Annotated in this window: 13 protein-coding genes and 1 other RNA gene; 9 read left to right on the top strand and 5 right to left on the bottom strand. The window is 31.4% G+C overall.

Going from position 1 to position 15,032, the window contains the following annotated elements:
* The 4 genes from MPF19_RS06545 to MPF19_RS06530 form a co-directional block, all read right to left on the bottom strand.
* Positions 1–1,830: an ABC transporter ATP-binding protein gene (locus MPF19_RS06545; RefSeq protein ID WP_249987328.1), complete on the bottom strand. Its 1,830-nt coding sequence runs from the start codon at positions 1,828–1,830 to the stop codon at positions 1–3.
* Complete coding sequence (locus MPF19_RS06540; protein WP_249987326.1) at positions 1,830–3,545, bottom strand: phospho-sugar mutase; 1,716 nt, start codon at positions 3,543–3,545, stop codon at positions 1,830–1,832. The genes MPF19_RS06545 and MPF19_RS06540 overlap by 1 nt, the downstream gene beginning before the upstream one ends.
* A 48-nt stretch (positions 3,546–3,593) precedes the next feature.
* The gene (locus MPF19_RS06535) at positions 3,594–4,550 is read right to left on the bottom strand and encodes a glycosyltransferase family 2 protein (protein WP_203393584.1); all 957 of its coding nucleotides are present in this window, start codon (positions 4,548–4,550) and stop codon (positions 3,594–3,596) included.
* Positions 4,551–4,613: 63 nt separating this feature from the next.
* Positions 4,614–5,135 (bottom strand): DUF4199 domain-containing protein, encoded by a 522-nt coding sequence (locus MPF19_RS06530; RefSeq protein ID WP_203393583.1) that lies wholly within the window; start codon positions 5,133–5,135, stop codon positions 4,614–4,616.
* A gap of 177 nt (positions 5,136–5,312) precedes the next feature.
* Between MPF19_RS06530 and ffs the strand changes: the two genes are divergently transcribed.
* From ffs to MPF19_RS06505, 5 genes are all read left to right on the top strand, one after another.
* An RNA gene (ffs, locus tag MPF19_RS06525) (signal recognition particle sRNA small type) lies at positions 5,313–5,411 on the top strand.
* Positions 5,412–5,578: 167 nt separating this feature from the next.
* Positions 5,579–6,382: an SDR family oxidoreductase gene (locus MPF19_RS06520; RefSeq protein WP_203393582.1), complete on the top strand. Its 804-nt coding sequence runs from the start codon at positions 5,579–5,581 to the stop codon at positions 6,380–6,382.
* A 239-nt stretch (positions 6,383–6,621) separates the two neighbouring features.
* Complete coding sequence (gene fsa, locus MPF19_RS06515; protein WP_249987324.1) at positions 6,622–7,275, top strand: fructose-6-phosphate aldolase; 654 nt, start codon at positions 6,622–6,624, stop codon at positions 7,273–7,275.
* A 295-nt stretch (positions 7,276–7,570) separates the two neighbouring features.
* The gene (gene menD, locus MPF19_RS06510) at positions 7,571–9,229 is read left to right on the top strand and encodes a 2-succinyl-5-enolpyruvyl-6-hydroxy-3-cyclohexene-1-carboxylic-acid synthase (RefSeq protein ID WP_249987323.1); all 1,659 of its coding nucleotides are present in this window, start codon (positions 7,571–7,573) and stop codon (positions 9,227–9,229) included.
* On the top strand, positions 9,229–9,720 hold the full coding sequence (locus MPF19_RS06505) for a S1 RNA-binding domain-containing protein (protein WP_249987321.1): 492 nt from the start codon (positions 9,229–9,231) through the stop codon (positions 9,718–9,720). Before menD ends, MPF19_RS06505 begins: the two co-directional genes overlap by 1 nt.
* A 190-nt stretch (positions 9,721–9,910) precedes the next feature.
* On the opposite strand, the gene MPF19_RS06500 is transcribed toward MPF19_RS06505, so the two are convergent.
* Complete coding sequence (locus MPF19_RS06500; protein ID WP_249987320.1) at positions 9,911–11,038, bottom strand: alpha/beta hydrolase-fold protein; 1,128 nt, start codon at positions 11,036–11,038, stop codon at positions 9,911–9,913.
* Between the two features lie 98 nt (positions 11,039–11,136).
* Between MPF19_RS06500 and MPF19_RS06495 the strand changes: the two genes are divergently transcribed.
* The 4 genes from MPF19_RS06495 to MPF19_RS06480 all read left to right on the top strand — a co-directional run bounded on the left by MPF19_RS06495 (position 11,137) and on the right by MPF19_RS06480 (position 15,006).
* Positions 11,137–11,976, top strand: a complete 840-nt coding sequence (locus MPF19_RS06495) for a 1,4-dihydroxy-2-naphthoyl-CoA synthase (RefSeq protein WP_249987318.1) — start codon at positions 11,137–11,139, stop codon at positions 11,974–11,976.
* 119 nt (positions 11,977–12,095) lie between these two features.
* Complete coding sequence (gene purU / locus MPF19_RS06490; protein ID WP_249987316.1) at positions 12,096–12,965, top strand: formyltetrahydrofolate deformylase; 870 nt, start codon at positions 12,096–12,098, stop codon at positions 12,963–12,965.
* Positions 12,966–13,039: 74 nt separating this feature from the next.
* Positions 13,040–13,648 (top strand): fumarylacetoacetate hydrolase family protein, encoded by a 609-nt coding sequence (locus MPF19_RS06485; protein WP_249987315.1) that lies wholly within the window; start codon positions 13,040–13,042, stop codon positions 13,646–13,648.
* Between the two features lie 113 nt (positions 13,649–13,761).
* The gene (locus tag MPF19_RS06480; protein WP_249987313.1) at positions 13,762–15,006 is read left to right on the top strand and encodes a competence/damage-inducible protein A; all 1,245 of its coding nucleotides are present in this window, start codon (positions 13,762–13,764) and stop codon (positions 15,004–15,006) included.
* Positions 15,007–15,032 lie beyond the last annotated feature (26 nt).

The raw sequence follows: 15,032 nt of genomic DNA, 5'->3' as shown, positions 1-15,032 counted from the left end.
TTAGCTTAAAGATTGCATAGAAACCAGTTTAAAATATTCGCCTTTTATAGCCAATAATTCTTCGTGTTTTCCTTGTTCTACAATTTTTCCTTTTTTTAGTACTACAATTTTATCTGCTTTCTGTATGGTAGATAATCTGTGTGCAATCACTAAAGAAGTTCTGTTTTGCATCATCTTTTCTAAGGCAACTTGTACCAATTGTTCAGATTCGGTATCGAGAGCAGAAGTTGCTTCATCCAATATCATAATTGGTGGATTCTTTAGAACAGCTCTGGCAATAGACAAACGTTGTTTTTGTCCGCCAGAAAGTGTGTTACCACTATCACCAATATTAGTTTCAAATTTTGCCGGTAAATTTTGAATGAACTCATTAGCATTCGCAATTTCAGAAGCTTCTAAAACAGCTTCTTCAGAGGCGCTTTCGGTTCCTAATTTTATATTGTTAGCAATGGTGTCATTAAATAAAATAGAATCTTGAGTTACAATTCCCATTAAGCCACGTAAAGACTTTTTAGTAATGTCCTTAATGTTTTCTCCATCAATGGTAACTTCACCTTTGTTTACATCATAAAAGCGAGTAATAAGGTTTGCTAATGTAGATTTTCCACTTCCAGATTGACCAACCAAGGCTACAGTTTGTCCTTTTTTTACGGTTAAAGAAAAATCTTTTAGAACATATTCTTTTTTGTATTTAAAAGAAATATTTTTAAAAGCAATTTCATTTTCAAAATTTTGTTTAACAATAGCATTTGGTTTGTCTTTAATACTGTTTTCAGTATTTAAAACTTCCATTATTCTTTCTGCGGATGCATCTCCTTTTTGAATATCTGAATAAGTTGTTGCAATAGCTTTTACAGGGTTTAATACGAGGTAAAATAAACCAATATATCCAAAAAACTCTTGTGGTTTCATATCGCTATTTTCACCTAAAACTAATTTACCTCCATACCAAAGAATGGCAATGATTGTAGTAACTCCTAAAAACTCACTCATAGGCGATGCCATAGATTTTCTATGGATAACTTTGGTCATCAGTTTACTGTATTTGTCTGTAGAATCTGTAAATCTAGATTCTATTCTCTTTTCTGCATTAAAAGCTTTTATAACGCGTAAACCAGTTAGGGTTTCTTCTATAAAAGATAAAAAATTACCGGTTTCTTGTTGTGCTAATAAAGAGTTCGCTTTTAATTTTTTACTGATAGATGATATAATAAACCCAGAAACTGGTAATAATATAAAAACAAATAAAGTTAATTTTACACTTATGGCAAACATAGAAATAAGTGTAAAAACTATTGTTAAAGGTTCTCTAACAATGGTTTCTAAAGAAGTTAAAAATGTAGTTTCTACTTCTTTTACATCAGCGGTTAACCTAGCAATGGTATCTCCTTTTTTCTTTTCGGAAAAATAGGCGATGGGTAATTCTAATATTTTATTGTATAATTTATCTCTAATATCCTTAACAACTCCATTTCTAAGAAAAGCTAAAACATAAGAAGCTAGGTATCTAAAAAGATTTTTAAAGAAGAATAAACTAAAAGAAAGTACGCAAATAAATAATAATGCCTTATCAATTCCTCCGTTATCTAACATGTTAGTAACAGAGAAATTAATAGAGCCTTGTACATAATCGTAAATACTGCTTATGCCGTCATACACAGGTTTTTGATGTACTTTTTCTTCTTTACCGAATAATATACCTAAAACAGGAATAAAACCGAGTACAGATAGTACATTAAAAACGGCATATAAAATATTAAAAAACACATTTAACAATGCAAATTTTTTGTAAGGTTTTGCAAACTTTAAAATGTCTTTAAAATGATTCATTAATTCAATTTCATTTCTTTAATTATTCTTTGAATTTTAGCATCTAATGCGGCTTCCGTAGCTTTAGCATTTTTAGCGTTGTCTAATTTGGTGTTTACACTAAAGTAGAACTTTATTTTTGGTTCCGTTCCACTTGGTCTTGCAGCAATTCTTGTTCCTGATGTAGTTTGATATATTAACACATTAGATTTAGGCATGTCAATAGCAGTTACCTCACCAGTAATTAAATTCTTTTTTGTTGATGCATCATAGTCGCAAAGAGATTCTACTTTTTCTCCATCAATTTCTGTTAAAGGGTTGTTACGCATATCACTTAACATTTGCTGAATTTCTGCAGCACCATCCATACCTTTTTTAGTAATTGAAATTAAATGCTCTTTGTAGAAGCTGTTTTTAATATAAATCTCTAATAATTCTTCATAAAAAGAAGCTCCGTTTTGTTTTGCATAAGCAGCAACTTCACAAGCTAAAAGAGTTGCTGTTACAGCATCTTTATCTCTTACAAAACCACCAACCATATATCCAAAACTTTCTTCTCCACCACCAATAAAATCGAGTTCAGGGAAATCTCTTACCATTTTAGCAATCCATTTAAAACCTGTTAAACCAACTTTGGTTTCTACGTTATAACTAGCGGCAACATCATTTACTAACTCAGTAGAAACAATAGTAGAACCTACAAATTGATTTCCTTTAATTTTACCTTCTTCTTTCCATTTTTTTAACAAGAATTCTGTCATAACAACCATTGTTTGGTTCCCATTCATTAATTTCATGTTACCATCTAAATCTCTAATAGCAACACCTAATCGATCACAATCAGGATCCGTACCAATTACAATATCAGCACCAATTTTGTTTGCTAAATCGGTAGCCATTTTTAAAGCTTCTGGTTCTTCTGGGTTTGGAGATTTTACTGTTGGGAAATCTCCATTAGGTACTCTTTGTTCTTCAACAATATGTACATCTGTATATCCTGCTTTTGCTAATGCATCTGGTACAGAAACTATAGAAGTACCATGTAAAGAGGTAAATACAATTTTTAAGTTCTTTCTATCAATTTTGTCAGATAAAGATCCGTTTTTTACAGAAGCTTCAATAAATACATCATCAACATTTTTACCAATTACCTCAATTAAATCTTCATTTGCATTAAAGTTAACTTCAGAGAAGTCTAATGCATTTACGTTTCCAATAATTCCACCGTCATGCGGAGGAACAATTTGTCCACCGTCTGCCCAATACACTTTATATCCGTTATATTCTGGTGGGTTGTGAGATGCCGTTAATACAATACCTGCATCACATCCTAAATGACGTACAGCAAAAGATAATTCTGGAGTAGGACGTAAATCTTCAAAAAGAAATACTTTTATATTATTTGCAGATAAGACATCTGCTACAATCTTTGCAAACTTTTTACTATTATGTCTACAATCAAAAGCAATTACTACGTTTAATTGTTCTTTTTTTACGTTTTCTATTAAGTAATTAGACAAGCCTTGTGTTGCTCTACCTAAGGTGTATTTATTAATTCTGTTGGTTCCTGCACCCATAATTCCACGCATTCCACCAGTACCAAATTCCATGTTTTTATAGAATCGGTCTGCTAAAGCATCTGGGTTATTTGTGATTAGATCTTGAATTTCTGTTTGAGTTTCAGCGTCAAAAGTTGATGTTAACCATTGTTTTGCTTTGTCTAAAATATTATCCATTGTATAGAGATTGTGTTGTATTACTTAATTTATGTACAAATATACTATTTAGAAATTGAGTTTTTCTTTAATTGTATAGTGTTTTTCGTTGCTCTTTGTTTTTATTATGAGTTCCCCAATAAATCCGGCTAAAAATAATAAAGTTCCTAAAATCATGGAAGTTAATGCAATATAGAACCAAGGATTATCTGTAATTAAAATTGTTTTTATGCCATTAAATACTTTATAAAGTTTGAAAGCACCAATGTAAAAGGCAGATGTAATTCCGAATAAAAACATTAAGGTTCCCCAAAGTCCAAAAATATGCATGGGTCTTTTACCAAATTTAGATAAAAAAGAAATAGTAATCAGATCTAAAAAACCATTTACAAAACGGTCCATTCCAAATTTTGTTTCTCCGTATTTTCTTGCTTGGTGTTGTACTACTTTTTCGCCAATCTTAGTATACCCTTCATTTTTAGCTAAAACCGGAATGTATCTGTGCATTTCGCCACTTACTTTTACAGATTTTATCACCTCGTTTTTGTACGCTTTTAATCCGCAATTAAAATCGTTTAGTTTTAAACCAGATGTTTTTCTGGCTGCTGCATTAAATAATTTAGAAGGTATGTTTTTAGTGATAACATTGTCATAACGTTTCTTTTTCCAACCAGAAATAAGATCGAAATCTTCTTTAATAATTAAATCGTACAATTCAGGAATTTCATCTGGATTGTCTTGTAAATCGGCATCCATGGTTATAACTACGTCACCTTTTGCCATTTCAAAACCAGCGTCTAAAGCTTGAGATTTTCCATAGTTTTTTTGAAACCGAATTCCTTTTACTTCTGTATGTTTGGTTGATAGTTTTTCAATTACATTCCAAGAATTATCTGTGCTGCCATCATCAATAAAAATAATTTCATATAAATAACGATTGGATTGCATCACTTTTGCAATCCAATCGTATAATTCTTGTAAAGATTCATCTTCGTTAAGAAGTGGTATTACTACCGAGATATCCATGTTCTTTTTATTCAATATTTATAATTCAAAGTTTAGTTTGTACAAAACCTAGAATATTAAAATTTAGTATGTTTCTTCTTCGTTTTTTTTCATGATTGCTGCAACTATTGCAGAAACAATAAAACCAAAGAATGCGGATGTTGCTAAAATAATAGCGGATAATATGCCCGGAGACTGAAATTTTTCTGCCATTGCAGTAGAAGCATCAATTTGTTCTTCTGTCATACCAAAATCTAACCATTTTTGTTGTTGTAATTCCATAGCTTGTTGTTGAAAAGTAGGGTCTATGAAATTCATGAAAATTAATGTGTAAACTAAACCAATTACGGCACTAATCATTGTTATTCCTAAACCTATTTTAACGCCTTCTCCCCAAGAAATAAAACCACCATTTGCTGTTCTAAATGTTTTAATACCTATTATAATAAGCGTTATCATAGCAATAAAACTTACAACACTATTTATCCATTGAAATTCTAATAAAGTTCCTGTGGCAAAAAGAATTAAGTGTGTAATTACACCAATAAGACCTAAGTATAGACCGTAATTTAGTATGATGTTTTTACTATTTGCTTGATTTTCCATTTTTTTTTTAAAAGTTTAGTTATACAAATATATTGTTTTCATTGTTGATAGTTTTTAATTATTCATAAAAGTTTGTTTACTATCACAACAATACATTAGTATTCAGACTGTTGAAAATGTTACAAAAAATTTACACTTTTTTTATTGTCAAAATAAAAATAGATTGTAAATTTGCCGCGGCAAGTCCTACACAACTAGCTCCCTTTGAATCCTCCAGGGCGGGAACGCAGCAAAGGTATTAGGTTGTAGCAGTGTGATGTAGGTAGCTTGCCATTTTTTATTTACTATAATTTAATTCTGAACTTCTTCAGAATTTTTCTTTTTTATAATAGTTATTAACTTTCTCCTTTTTAGTTTTCTACACTTAGTTTTAAGATATTTGCTAATATTTAAAGATGTTACTTAGTAAACATTGAATCTTAATTCTAGAATTTTAAATTTTTATGAGTAAAGTTGTATTAATTACCGGTGCTTCGTCCGGAATAGGAAAATCTATTGCTACGTTTTTATCTGAAAAAGGATATAAAGTTTATGGTACAAGCAGAAACCCTAAGAACTCAGAAAACTTTTCTTTTGATCTGATTGCTTTAGATGTTTTAAAAGTGGATACTATAAATAAGGCAATCGATTTTATTATCAAGAAAGAAGGTAGGTTGGATGTTTTGGTGAATAATGCAGGAATGGGAATTACTGGCCCAATTGAAGATACGCCAACAGATGAAATGCGTGCTGTTTTTAATACGAACTTATTTGGTGCTGTAGATGTAATGAAAGCGGCTTTACCACAAATGCGCAAACAAAAATCGGGTACTATTATAAACGTAACTTCTATTGCTGGTTATATGGGATTGCCTTTCAGAGGATTATATTCTGCCACAAAAGGAGCTTTAGAAACAATAACGGAAGCGACCAGTATGGAAGTGAAACCATTCGGGATTAAAGTTGCTTGTGTTGCTCCTGGAGATTTTGCAACCAATATTGCTGCAGGAAGATATCATACGCCTGTTTTTGATGATTCTGCTTACAAAGAAAATTATCAAATGAATTTAAATTTGATGGACGCGCATGTAAGCGGAGGAATGGATCCGATAGAAATGGCAAAAGCGGTGCATAAGATTATAGAAACTAAAAACCCGAAAATACATTACAAGGTTGGTGGTTTTATGGAAAAATTCTCTATTGTTTTAAAACGAATTTTACCAGATAGAATGTATGAGAAGATTTTAATGAACCATTATAAATTGTAGATTCTGATCAAGACCTCACAGGTTTTTAAAACCTGTGAGGTCTGAAAATATCTTTATTTAACTTCTAAGAATTGTTATGAACTAACTATCTTTGCGTTAGGGATTGAAGCAATTGTTTGAGCTCTTTTTTGTTTTTTAACAAAAAAAGCGAGTGCGTAAAGCCCGCTCGAACGCCCAAAACCTCTTGACTCTGCTCGAGATGACAATTATTAAGAACAATTACAACTAAATATATATAAATGAAATTTTTTATTGACACTGCAAATTTAGAGCAAATTAAAGAAGCGCAAGCTTTAGGTATTTTAGACGGAGTTACTACAAACCCATCTTTAATGGCTAAAGAAGGAATTACTGGCGAAGTAAATATTATTAACCATTACAAAGCAATTTGTGAATTGGTAGATGGTGATGTTTCTGCAGAAGTAATTGCTACAGATTTTGACGGAATGGTAAAAGAAGGAGAAGCTTTGGCTGCTTTAAATCCTCAGATTGTGGTAAAATTACCAATGATTAAAGACGGTGTAAAAGCGTGTAAATACTTTTCTTCTAAAGGAATTAAAACAAACGTAACGTTAGTGTTTTCTGCAGGTCAGGCTTTATTGGCTGCTAAAGCAGGAGCAACGTATGTTTCTCCGTTTATTGGTCGTTTAGATGATATTTCTACAGACGGAATGAACTTGATTAAAGAAATTCGTTTAATTTATGACAATTACGGTTTCGAAACTCAAATTTTAGCAGCTTCTGTGCGTAATACAATGCATATTATTAACTGTGCAAAATTAGGATCTGACGTTATGACTGGACCTTTAAGCGCTATTGAAGGTTTGTTAAAACACCCTTTAACAGATAGTGGTTTGGCTACATTTTTAGCAGATTACCAAAAAGGGAATTAATAAGCCCATCCTAACCTTACCGAAGGGAAGGAGCTGTGGTGGGAATTGAGTGTGGAAAATGTTTATTTGAAGCTATTTCCTGCTTTCGCTACTCGCTTTTTTTGCTAAAAAGGCAAAAAAGAGCTCAAACAGACCGCTCAATCAGGGCTAAACTTGTTTGCGAGCTAATAGCTAATAAATAAAATTAAAGAGTCGTTAACTTTCATAGTAATAAATGAAAGTTTGCGACTTTTTTATCTTCAATAACTTTTGGACTTTGTAACTTTGCGGCTTTGTAACTTTGCAACTATATTAAATGTACCCAAAGAAACCTTTAGCACAAATTGTAATTTCAGCATGTATTCAATTTCATATTGATACCGTTGTTATTTCTCCAGGATCTAGAAATGCTCCGTTAACGGTTGGTTTTTCTAATCACCCAGGAATAAAAGCATTAAGTGTGGTAGATGAGCGTTGTGCTGCTTTTTTTGCATTAGGTATTGCGCAACAAACTCAGAAACCTGTAGCCATTATTTGTACCTCTGGTTCTGCGTTGTTAAATTATTATCCGGCAATTGCAGAAGCTTTTTATAGCAACATTCCGTTGGTTGTAATTTCTGCGGATAGACCAAAACATTTAATTGATATTGGAGACGGGCAAACGATTCGTCAAGAAAATGTGTTTGATAATCATATTTTGTTCGCTGCCAATCTAATTGAGAACGAGAAATATAAAACACGTAATTCTCAATTAATAGGAGAAGCTTTGCAAATAGCAGTTTCACAAAAAGGACCTGTGCATATAAACGTTCCGTTTGATGAACCTTTGTATGAAACTGTTGAAGAAATGCAAAGTTTTAATTTTCCGCATATTGCTTTAAGTTTTTTAGATAATTCTCATATTGATTATGGTAATTTATCAAAAATATGGAATTCAGCAGAAAAGAAAATGATTCTTGTTGGTGTTAATTATCCTGATGCCGATTTACATAAATTAATGGATTTGTATGCAGAGGATGAATCTGTGTTAATCTTAACAGAAACAACTTCTAATTTACATCAAGAAAAGTCTGTTAATTCTATAGATCAGTTAATTTTTTCTTTGGATGAAAATCAGTTTGAAGATTTAAAACCAGAGGTGTTAATTACTTTTGGAGGCATGATTGTTTCTAAGAAAATTAAACTGTTTTTAAGAAAATATCAACCAAAACATCATTGGAATATAGATGAAAAGAAAGCGGTAAATACGTTTTTCTGTTTGTCGGAATTTATACAAATAAAACCATTAGATTTCTTTTTGAAATTTAATAAAGAAATAATAAAAAAAGAAAGTAAGTATCAACAAAAATGGTTGCAAATTCGTGATGAAAAACGAGTAAAGCATCAAGAATATTTATCAAAAGCAACACATTCAGATTTTAAAGTTTTTGAGCAGGTTGTAGAAAGTATTCCTGCTAATAGTAAGTTGCAAATTAGTAACAGTTCTATTATTAGATATGCACAATTGTTTTCTATTGATAAATCAAACAAGGTGTTTTGTAATAGAGGAACAAGCGGAATTGACGGAAGTACTTCAACGGCAATTGGAGCCGCTTTTGCAAGTGAAAAGCAGACGGTTTTTATCTCTGGAGATATTAGTTTTTTCTATGATAGTAATGCGTTGTGGAACGCTAATATTCCGAAGGATTTTAGAATTATATTAATCAATAATTCTGGTGGTGGAATTTTTAAAATTATTCCGGGACCAGGAACTACCAATGCTTCAAAATATTTTGAAACCCCACATACATTAACTGCAGAGCATTTATGTAAAATGTATCATTTCGATTATTTACAAGCAAATTCTACAGAAGGAGTACAGGAACATTTACAAGGTTTTTATGAAGCATCAGAAAAACCAAAAATATTAGAAATCTTTACGCCAAGTGAAGAAAATAATTTAATTTTAAAAGAATATTTTAAATATATACAATAATGAGTTTACAAGAAGATTTATACGACGAAGAAGAGAACTTGCAAGATGACGAAAATAACTCGGAAGAGGTAGAGATGTACTTGAAAGAGGGAGATAAAGTTAGCTTAGTAATTGAGACAGAAACCAATTTAGGGTATACCGTTTTAATTAATGAAGAATTTGATGGTTTACTTTTTAGAAGTGAAGTTTTTCAGGAATTAGAAGAGAATATGGAAGTTACAGGATACATCAAGCAAATACGTGAAGACGGAAAAATAGATGTTTCTTTGAGACCACAAGGTTTTAGAAATGTAATAGATTCGGATGTAGAGAAAGTATTGACAAAATTAAAAGAGAGTAGAGAAGGTTTTTTATTATTAACAGATAAAAGTTCTCCAGATTCTATTCGTTTTCATATGAAAATGAGTAAAAAAGCCTTTAAAAAAGCTGTTGGAAATTTATATAGACAAAAACTAATTCTTATTAAAGAAGATAGAATAGAGTTGGTGTAACATCAGTATTCAGTCGTCGGTCGTCAGTTAGCAGTAGGCAGTAGGCAGTAAAGTTGTTTTTTTATAAATTTTATTTGTTATTTTTTTAACGAATATAGATTTTTTAATTTTGCATACTGCATACTGCATACTGCATACTGCATACTGCATACTGCATACTGCATGCTGCATACTGCATACTGCATACTTTTTACCTTCCGCCCAATCTTAAAATATTTTCATAAAACTTATCGGCATTTGGGTCTGCAGGATCCATTTTTCCGTAACCAATTTTATACTGTATAATAGCTTTTCTAATTTGTTTTCCTTTTTCGTAATATTTACCAACATAATAATCACCTAAAGGAGATGATGGATATAATTTTAGAATCATTTTACCAAACGGAAGTAATTGATCTCCATTTTCTTTTTCCATAACTATTTTTTCTATTGCATACACATCACTTTCTCTAATATCTAAATTACTCCCAAAAAGGAATTCAATTTCTACGTATTTGTTTTCTAAATAAGCAATTGCGTCAGAAGGAGATAAATCTTTTATATTATTCTCAAATTCTTCTTTAGAAATAGCAGAGTAAACTTCAAAAACTTTGTTTAAAGCTCTAGGAATTGCTTCGCTCATTGCAGATATGCTGCTAGTAGTATTTATAGTGTCATTTATAATATTAAAGTTTTTTAACTCTAAAGCACTTAAACCTGTTTGTAATTCACCTATTTGAGTCTGTTTTGTTGTAGAAAATGAAGTGGAGTTGTTGATGTACAAGTAAAAAGTGTTGTCTTCTTTTAATAATCTAGGTAAATTATAATCTTGCATTTGTTGTCCTATAAAATCAGAAAAAGTAGGGTTTATACAAATGTAAGAGTTGATCAGAGGGATTTTTTCACCTAAAAAAAAGGAAACTAAGTTGGCAGAAGTGCCTTCTCCTACAATAGTAATAAATGGAGAAGTATTGTAATTACTTTCCAATTCAAAAATTACTTCATCTTTTATAAATTGATAAAACTTCTTATTATCTGTAGTTAATTCTCCATTAGTTACATTAAAATAGGTGTCTTTTTTTCTGGTTTTAGCCATTTCAATTCCTACCACAATTTGTTTAGGAGCTTTGCCTTTAGCTGCAAATAAAACAGAATTACCAACATAAGTATCAAACAAAAACTCACTATCTAAAACAATAGCTAAAGGGTAATTTTTTTCTTCATTTTTGTCATAACCCTTTGGAAGGTAGATTCTTATTTTTCTTTGATCATCAGCATAATCAGATAGGATAGTTTTTTTTATAATATTTTGAGAAAACCCGCTAAGGCAAAATAGCATAAATATTAGTATGAACGATTTCTTTATCATAAATTTGATTCTTTATTTTTGTAACCAATTATTTTGTTCTTCTAAAAGAACGTCCAAAATACAAAATTATGATACAACCCGAGTGGAAAACTGTTAAAGAATATGAAGACATTACCTATAAGAAGTGTAATGGAGTTGCTAGAATAGCGTTTAATAGGCCTAATGTTAGAAATGCTTTTAGACCTAAAACAACCAAAGAATTATACGATGCTTTTTATGATGCAGGAGAAGATGTAAACATTGGTGTGGTGCTTCTTTCAGCAGAAGGACCCAGCACCAAAGATGGTGTGTATTCTTTTTGTTCTGGAGGTGATCAAAAAGCGCGTGGACATCAAGGTTATGTTGGTGAAGACGGGTATCACAGGTTAAATATTTTAGAAGTACAACGTTTAATAAGGTTTATGCCAAAAGCTGTAATTGCAGTGGTTCCGGGTTGGGCAGTTGGTGGCGGACATAGTTTACATGTGGTTTGCGATTTAACTTTGGCTTCTAAAGAACATGCAATTTTTAAACAAACAGATGCCGATGTAACTTCTTTTGACGGTGGTTATGGTTCTGCTTATTTGGCTAAAATGGTAGGGCAAAAAAGAGCTCGTGAAATTTTCTTTTTAGGAAGAAATTATTCTGCACAAGAAGCGTATGATATGGGCATGGTAAATGCCGTTATTCCGCATGAAGAATTAGAATCTACCGCTTATGAATGGGCGCAAGAAATATTAGCTAAAAGTCCGACTTCTATAAAAATGTTAAAGTTTGCCATGAATTTAACAGATGATGGCATGGTTGGTCAGCAAGTTTTTGCTGGTGAAGCTACCCGTTTAGCATATATGACTGATGAAGCAAAAGAAGGAAGAGATGCTTTTCTTGAAAAGAGAAAACCAAACTTTCCTAAAAAATGGATACCATAGATTTCAGTTATCAGTTATCAGTTATCAGTTATCAAGTGTCCGATTGAGCGCAGTCGAAATCTTTTTTAATTTAAAATCACAAAACGTAATTCTAAATTTATAATTCGTAATTATTTATAATGAAACCACAAGTAGTATCTTTTTTAATAAAATGTCCGGATCAAAAAGGATTGGTAGCAAAAATAACCAGTTTTTTTTATGAAAACGGATTCAATATTTTAAGTTCTCAGCAGTATGTAAATTCACTTGAGAACTCCTATTTTATGAGAGTCCGTTTAGATGCAAAGGGAACGGATATTTCTAAGGAAACTCTAGAAAATAATTTTTCGAAATTGGCAACACCATTAAACATGGATTGGTCTGTAAATTATTGCGATAAAAAACAAAATGTAGCCATTATGGTTTCGCACACAAGTCATAATTTATATGATTTGTTAGAACGATCTAAAGAAGGACGTTTAGATTGTAATGTAAAAATGATTATCAGTAATCATAACAAATTAAGGTATGTAGCAGATATGTTTAATGTACCTTTTTATCATTTACCAGTTACAAAAGAGACCAAAAGAGATCAAGAAGATCAAATTGTACAATTGTTAGACGCTAATGAGGTAGATTTAGTAATTATGGCAAGGTATATGCAGATTTTATCTTCGGATTTTATTAAACATTACCCTGAGAGAATTATTAATATTCATCATTCATTTCTACCTGCTTTTCAAGGAGCAAATCCGTATAAAAAAGCGTATGAAAGAGGTGTGAAACTAATTGGAGCAACGGCACATTATGCAACTGTAGATTTAGATGAAGGGCCAATTATAGAGCAAGACGTAAAACCAATAACGCATGAAAGTACACCAATAACTCTAAAAAGAATTGGTGCAGATATAGAAAAATTGGTATTGGCAAAAGCAGTAAAAAATCACTTGAATCATCAAATAATTGTTTCAGGAAATAGAGCAATTGTTTTTCCAGAAGCAGGAGAATAATTTTTAATTACGAATTATGAATTATGAATTTTGATAATTTGTAATTCATAATTCATAAATTGTAATTATAGTTTATGAAAATAATTTGTATTGGGCGCAATTACGCAAAACATATAGAAGAATTAGCAAATGAAAGACCAGAAAACCCTGTAGTTTTTTTAAAACCAGATTCTGCTATTTTACCAAGAAAAAATCCATTTTTTATTCCACCTTTTTCAGATGATGTTCATTATGAAGTAGAGGTTTTGGTGAAAATAAATAAAGTTGGTAAACATATAGACGCTAAGTTTGCACATAAGTATTACGATGAAATTGGATTAGGAATCGATTTTACGGCAAGAGATGTACAAGCAAAATGTAAAGAAAAAGGATTGCCTTGGGAAAAAGCAAAAGCATTTGATGGAAGCGCTGTTATTGGTGAGTTTTATCCAAAGGAAGAATTTGATTTAGAAAATTTAAAATTTCAATTGTATAAAAACGATGAAATTGTTCAAGACGGAAATACCAATGCAATGTTGTGGACAACGGATGAATTAATTTCTTATGTTTCACAATACTTCACCTTAAAAAAAGGAGATATCATCTTTACAGGAACACCTGCAGGAGTTGGTAAAGTTGTAGAAAATGATGTTTTAAAAGGTGTTATTGAAGGAAAAGAGTCTTTTAATATAAGAGTAAAATAGAAATTAACCGCAAAGTTCGCAAAGAAAACGAAAAGTGAGCAAAAGGCAAAGAAATATTTTCTTTGTGCCCTTAGCGAAATAACTCTCCGCCCTTTGCGTTTAAATAAAATTATATGCAAGCAGAAATCATAACCATAGGAGATGAAATTCTCATCGGACAAATTGTAGATACCAATTCACAATTTATCGGTCAGCAATTAAATAAAATAGGGGTTTCAGTGTATCAAATAACATCTATTCAAGATGATGAGCAACACATTCTAAACGCTCTAAAAGAAGCACAAGATAGGGTAGGTATTGTTATCATAACCGGAGGCTTAGGTCCAACAAAAGATGATATCACTAAAAAAGCAATTGCGAAGTTTTTTAATGATAACAAGCTTATAGAATATCCGGAAGTAATAGCACATATAAAAGGACTGTTCCAAAAAATAAATCATCCATTTAAAGAAATACAAAGATACCAAGCGCAATTGCCTTCAAAAGCAACTTTGTTAATGAATAATTTTGGTACTGCACCCGGAATGTGGTTTTATGAAAATAAGACTGTCTTTGTGTCACTTCCAGGAGTTCCGTATGAAATGAAAGGTTTAATTACCCATAAAGTTTTACCAAAAATTCAGCAGCAATTTAAATTACCCTTCATTATTCATAAAACTATTATGACGTATGGAGCCGGAGAAAGTAGCATTGCAGAAAGAATTGAAGAATTCGAAAATAATTTACCTTCTTATATTAAGTTGGCATATTTACCCTCATTTGGTAAAGTAAGGCTGCGTTTATCCGCCAAAGGCGAAGACAAAGAAATTTTAGAAACTGAGATAAATGAGAAAGTAGCTGAAATTTACCAATTACTGCCAGAAATTATTACGGGTTTAGATGATGATAGTTCTTTAGAAAAAAGAATAGGGGAGTTGTTACAAAAGAAAAATAAAACTATTTCTACCGCAGAAAGCTTAACAGGTGGGCAAATTTCTGCAAATTTAGTTTCTGTACCAGGTGCTTCTACTTATTATAAAGGTGGTTTTGTAACTTATTCTGCCGAAACAAAAATTAATTTATTAGGTGTTTCTGCAGAAACCATCAAAAAATATAGTGTTGTTAGTAAAGAAGTTGCTTTAGAAATGGCTAAAGGAGTTAAGGCTAAATTACAAACAAATTATGCAATTGCAGTAACGGGTAATGCGGGGCCAACAACAGATCTTACAGATAAAAGTGTAGGGATAGTTTACATTGCTGTTATTTCTGATGATAAAGAAATTGTAGAAGAATTTAATTTTGGCCAACCAAGAGAAAAGGTAATTAATAGAACGGTTAGTAAAGCGTTAGAAATAGTGTACAAAGAGTTAGTATTATAAATCTTTTAAGTCTTCTAATGTTTGGA

The sequence above is a fragment of the Polaribacter sp. Z014 genome, assembly GCF_023555435.1.
GTDB lineage: Bacteria > Bacteroidota > Bacteroidia > Flavobacteriales > Flavobacteriaceae > Polaribacter.
The sequence above is the reverse complement of the archived record's forward strand: the minus strand, read 5'-3'. Positions and strand labels throughout refer to the sequence as shown.

What these genes read in the sequence shown, in the direction of transcription:
- MPF19_RS06545 (WP_249987328.1), bottom strand. Translation starts at nt 1,830, where the DNA reads ATGAATCATTTTAAAGACATTTTAAAGTTTGCAAAACCTTACAAAAAA.
- MPF19_RS06540 (WP_249987326.1), bottom strand. Translation starts at nt 3,545, where the DNA reads ATGGATAATATTTTAGACAAAGCAAAACAATGGTTAACATCAACTTTT.
- MPF19_RS06535 (WP_203393584.1), bottom strand. Translation starts at nt 4,550, where the DNA reads ATGGATATCTCGGTAGTAATACCACTTCTTAACGAAGATGAATCTTTA.
- MPF19_RS06530 (WP_203393583.1), bottom strand. Translation starts at nt 5,135, where the DNA reads ATGGAAAATCAAGCAAATAGTAAAAACATCATACTAAATTACGGTCTA.
- MPF19_RS06520 (WP_203393582.1), top strand. Translation starts at nt 5,579, where the DNA reads ATGAGTAAAGTTGTATTAATTACCGGTGCTTCGTCCGGAATAGGAAAA.
- fsa (WP_249987324.1), top strand. Translation starts at nt 6,622, where the DNA reads ATGAAATTTTTTATTGACACTGCAAATTTAGAGCAAATTAAAGAAGCG.
- menD (WP_249987323.1), top strand. Translation starts at nt 7,571, where the DNA reads ATGTACCCAAAGAAACCTTTAGCACAAATTGTAATTTCAGCATGTATT.
- MPF19_RS06505 (WP_249987321.1), top strand. Translation starts at nt 9,229, where the DNA reads ATGAGTTTACAAGAAGATTTATACGACGAAGAAGAGAACTTGCAAGAT.
- MPF19_RS06500 (WP_249987320.1), bottom strand. Translation starts at nt 11,038, where the DNA reads ATGCTATTTTGCCTTAGCGGGTTTTCTCAAAATATTATAAAAAAAACT.
- MPF19_RS06495 (WP_249987318.1), top strand. Translation starts at nt 11,137, where the DNA reads ATGATACAACCCGAGTGGAAAACTGTTAAAGAATATGAAGACATTACC.
- purU (WP_249987316.1), top strand. Translation starts at nt 12,096, where the DNA reads ATGAAACCACAAGTAGTATCTTTTTTAATAAAATGTCCGGATCAAAAA.
- MPF19_RS06485 (WP_249987315.1), top strand. Translation starts at nt 13,040, where the DNA reads ATGAAAATAATTTGTATTGGGCGCAATTACGCAAAACATATAGAAGAA.
- MPF19_RS06480 (WP_249987313.1), top strand. Translation starts at nt 13,762, where the DNA reads ATGCAAGCAGAAATCATAACCATAGGAGATGAAATTCTCATCGGACAA.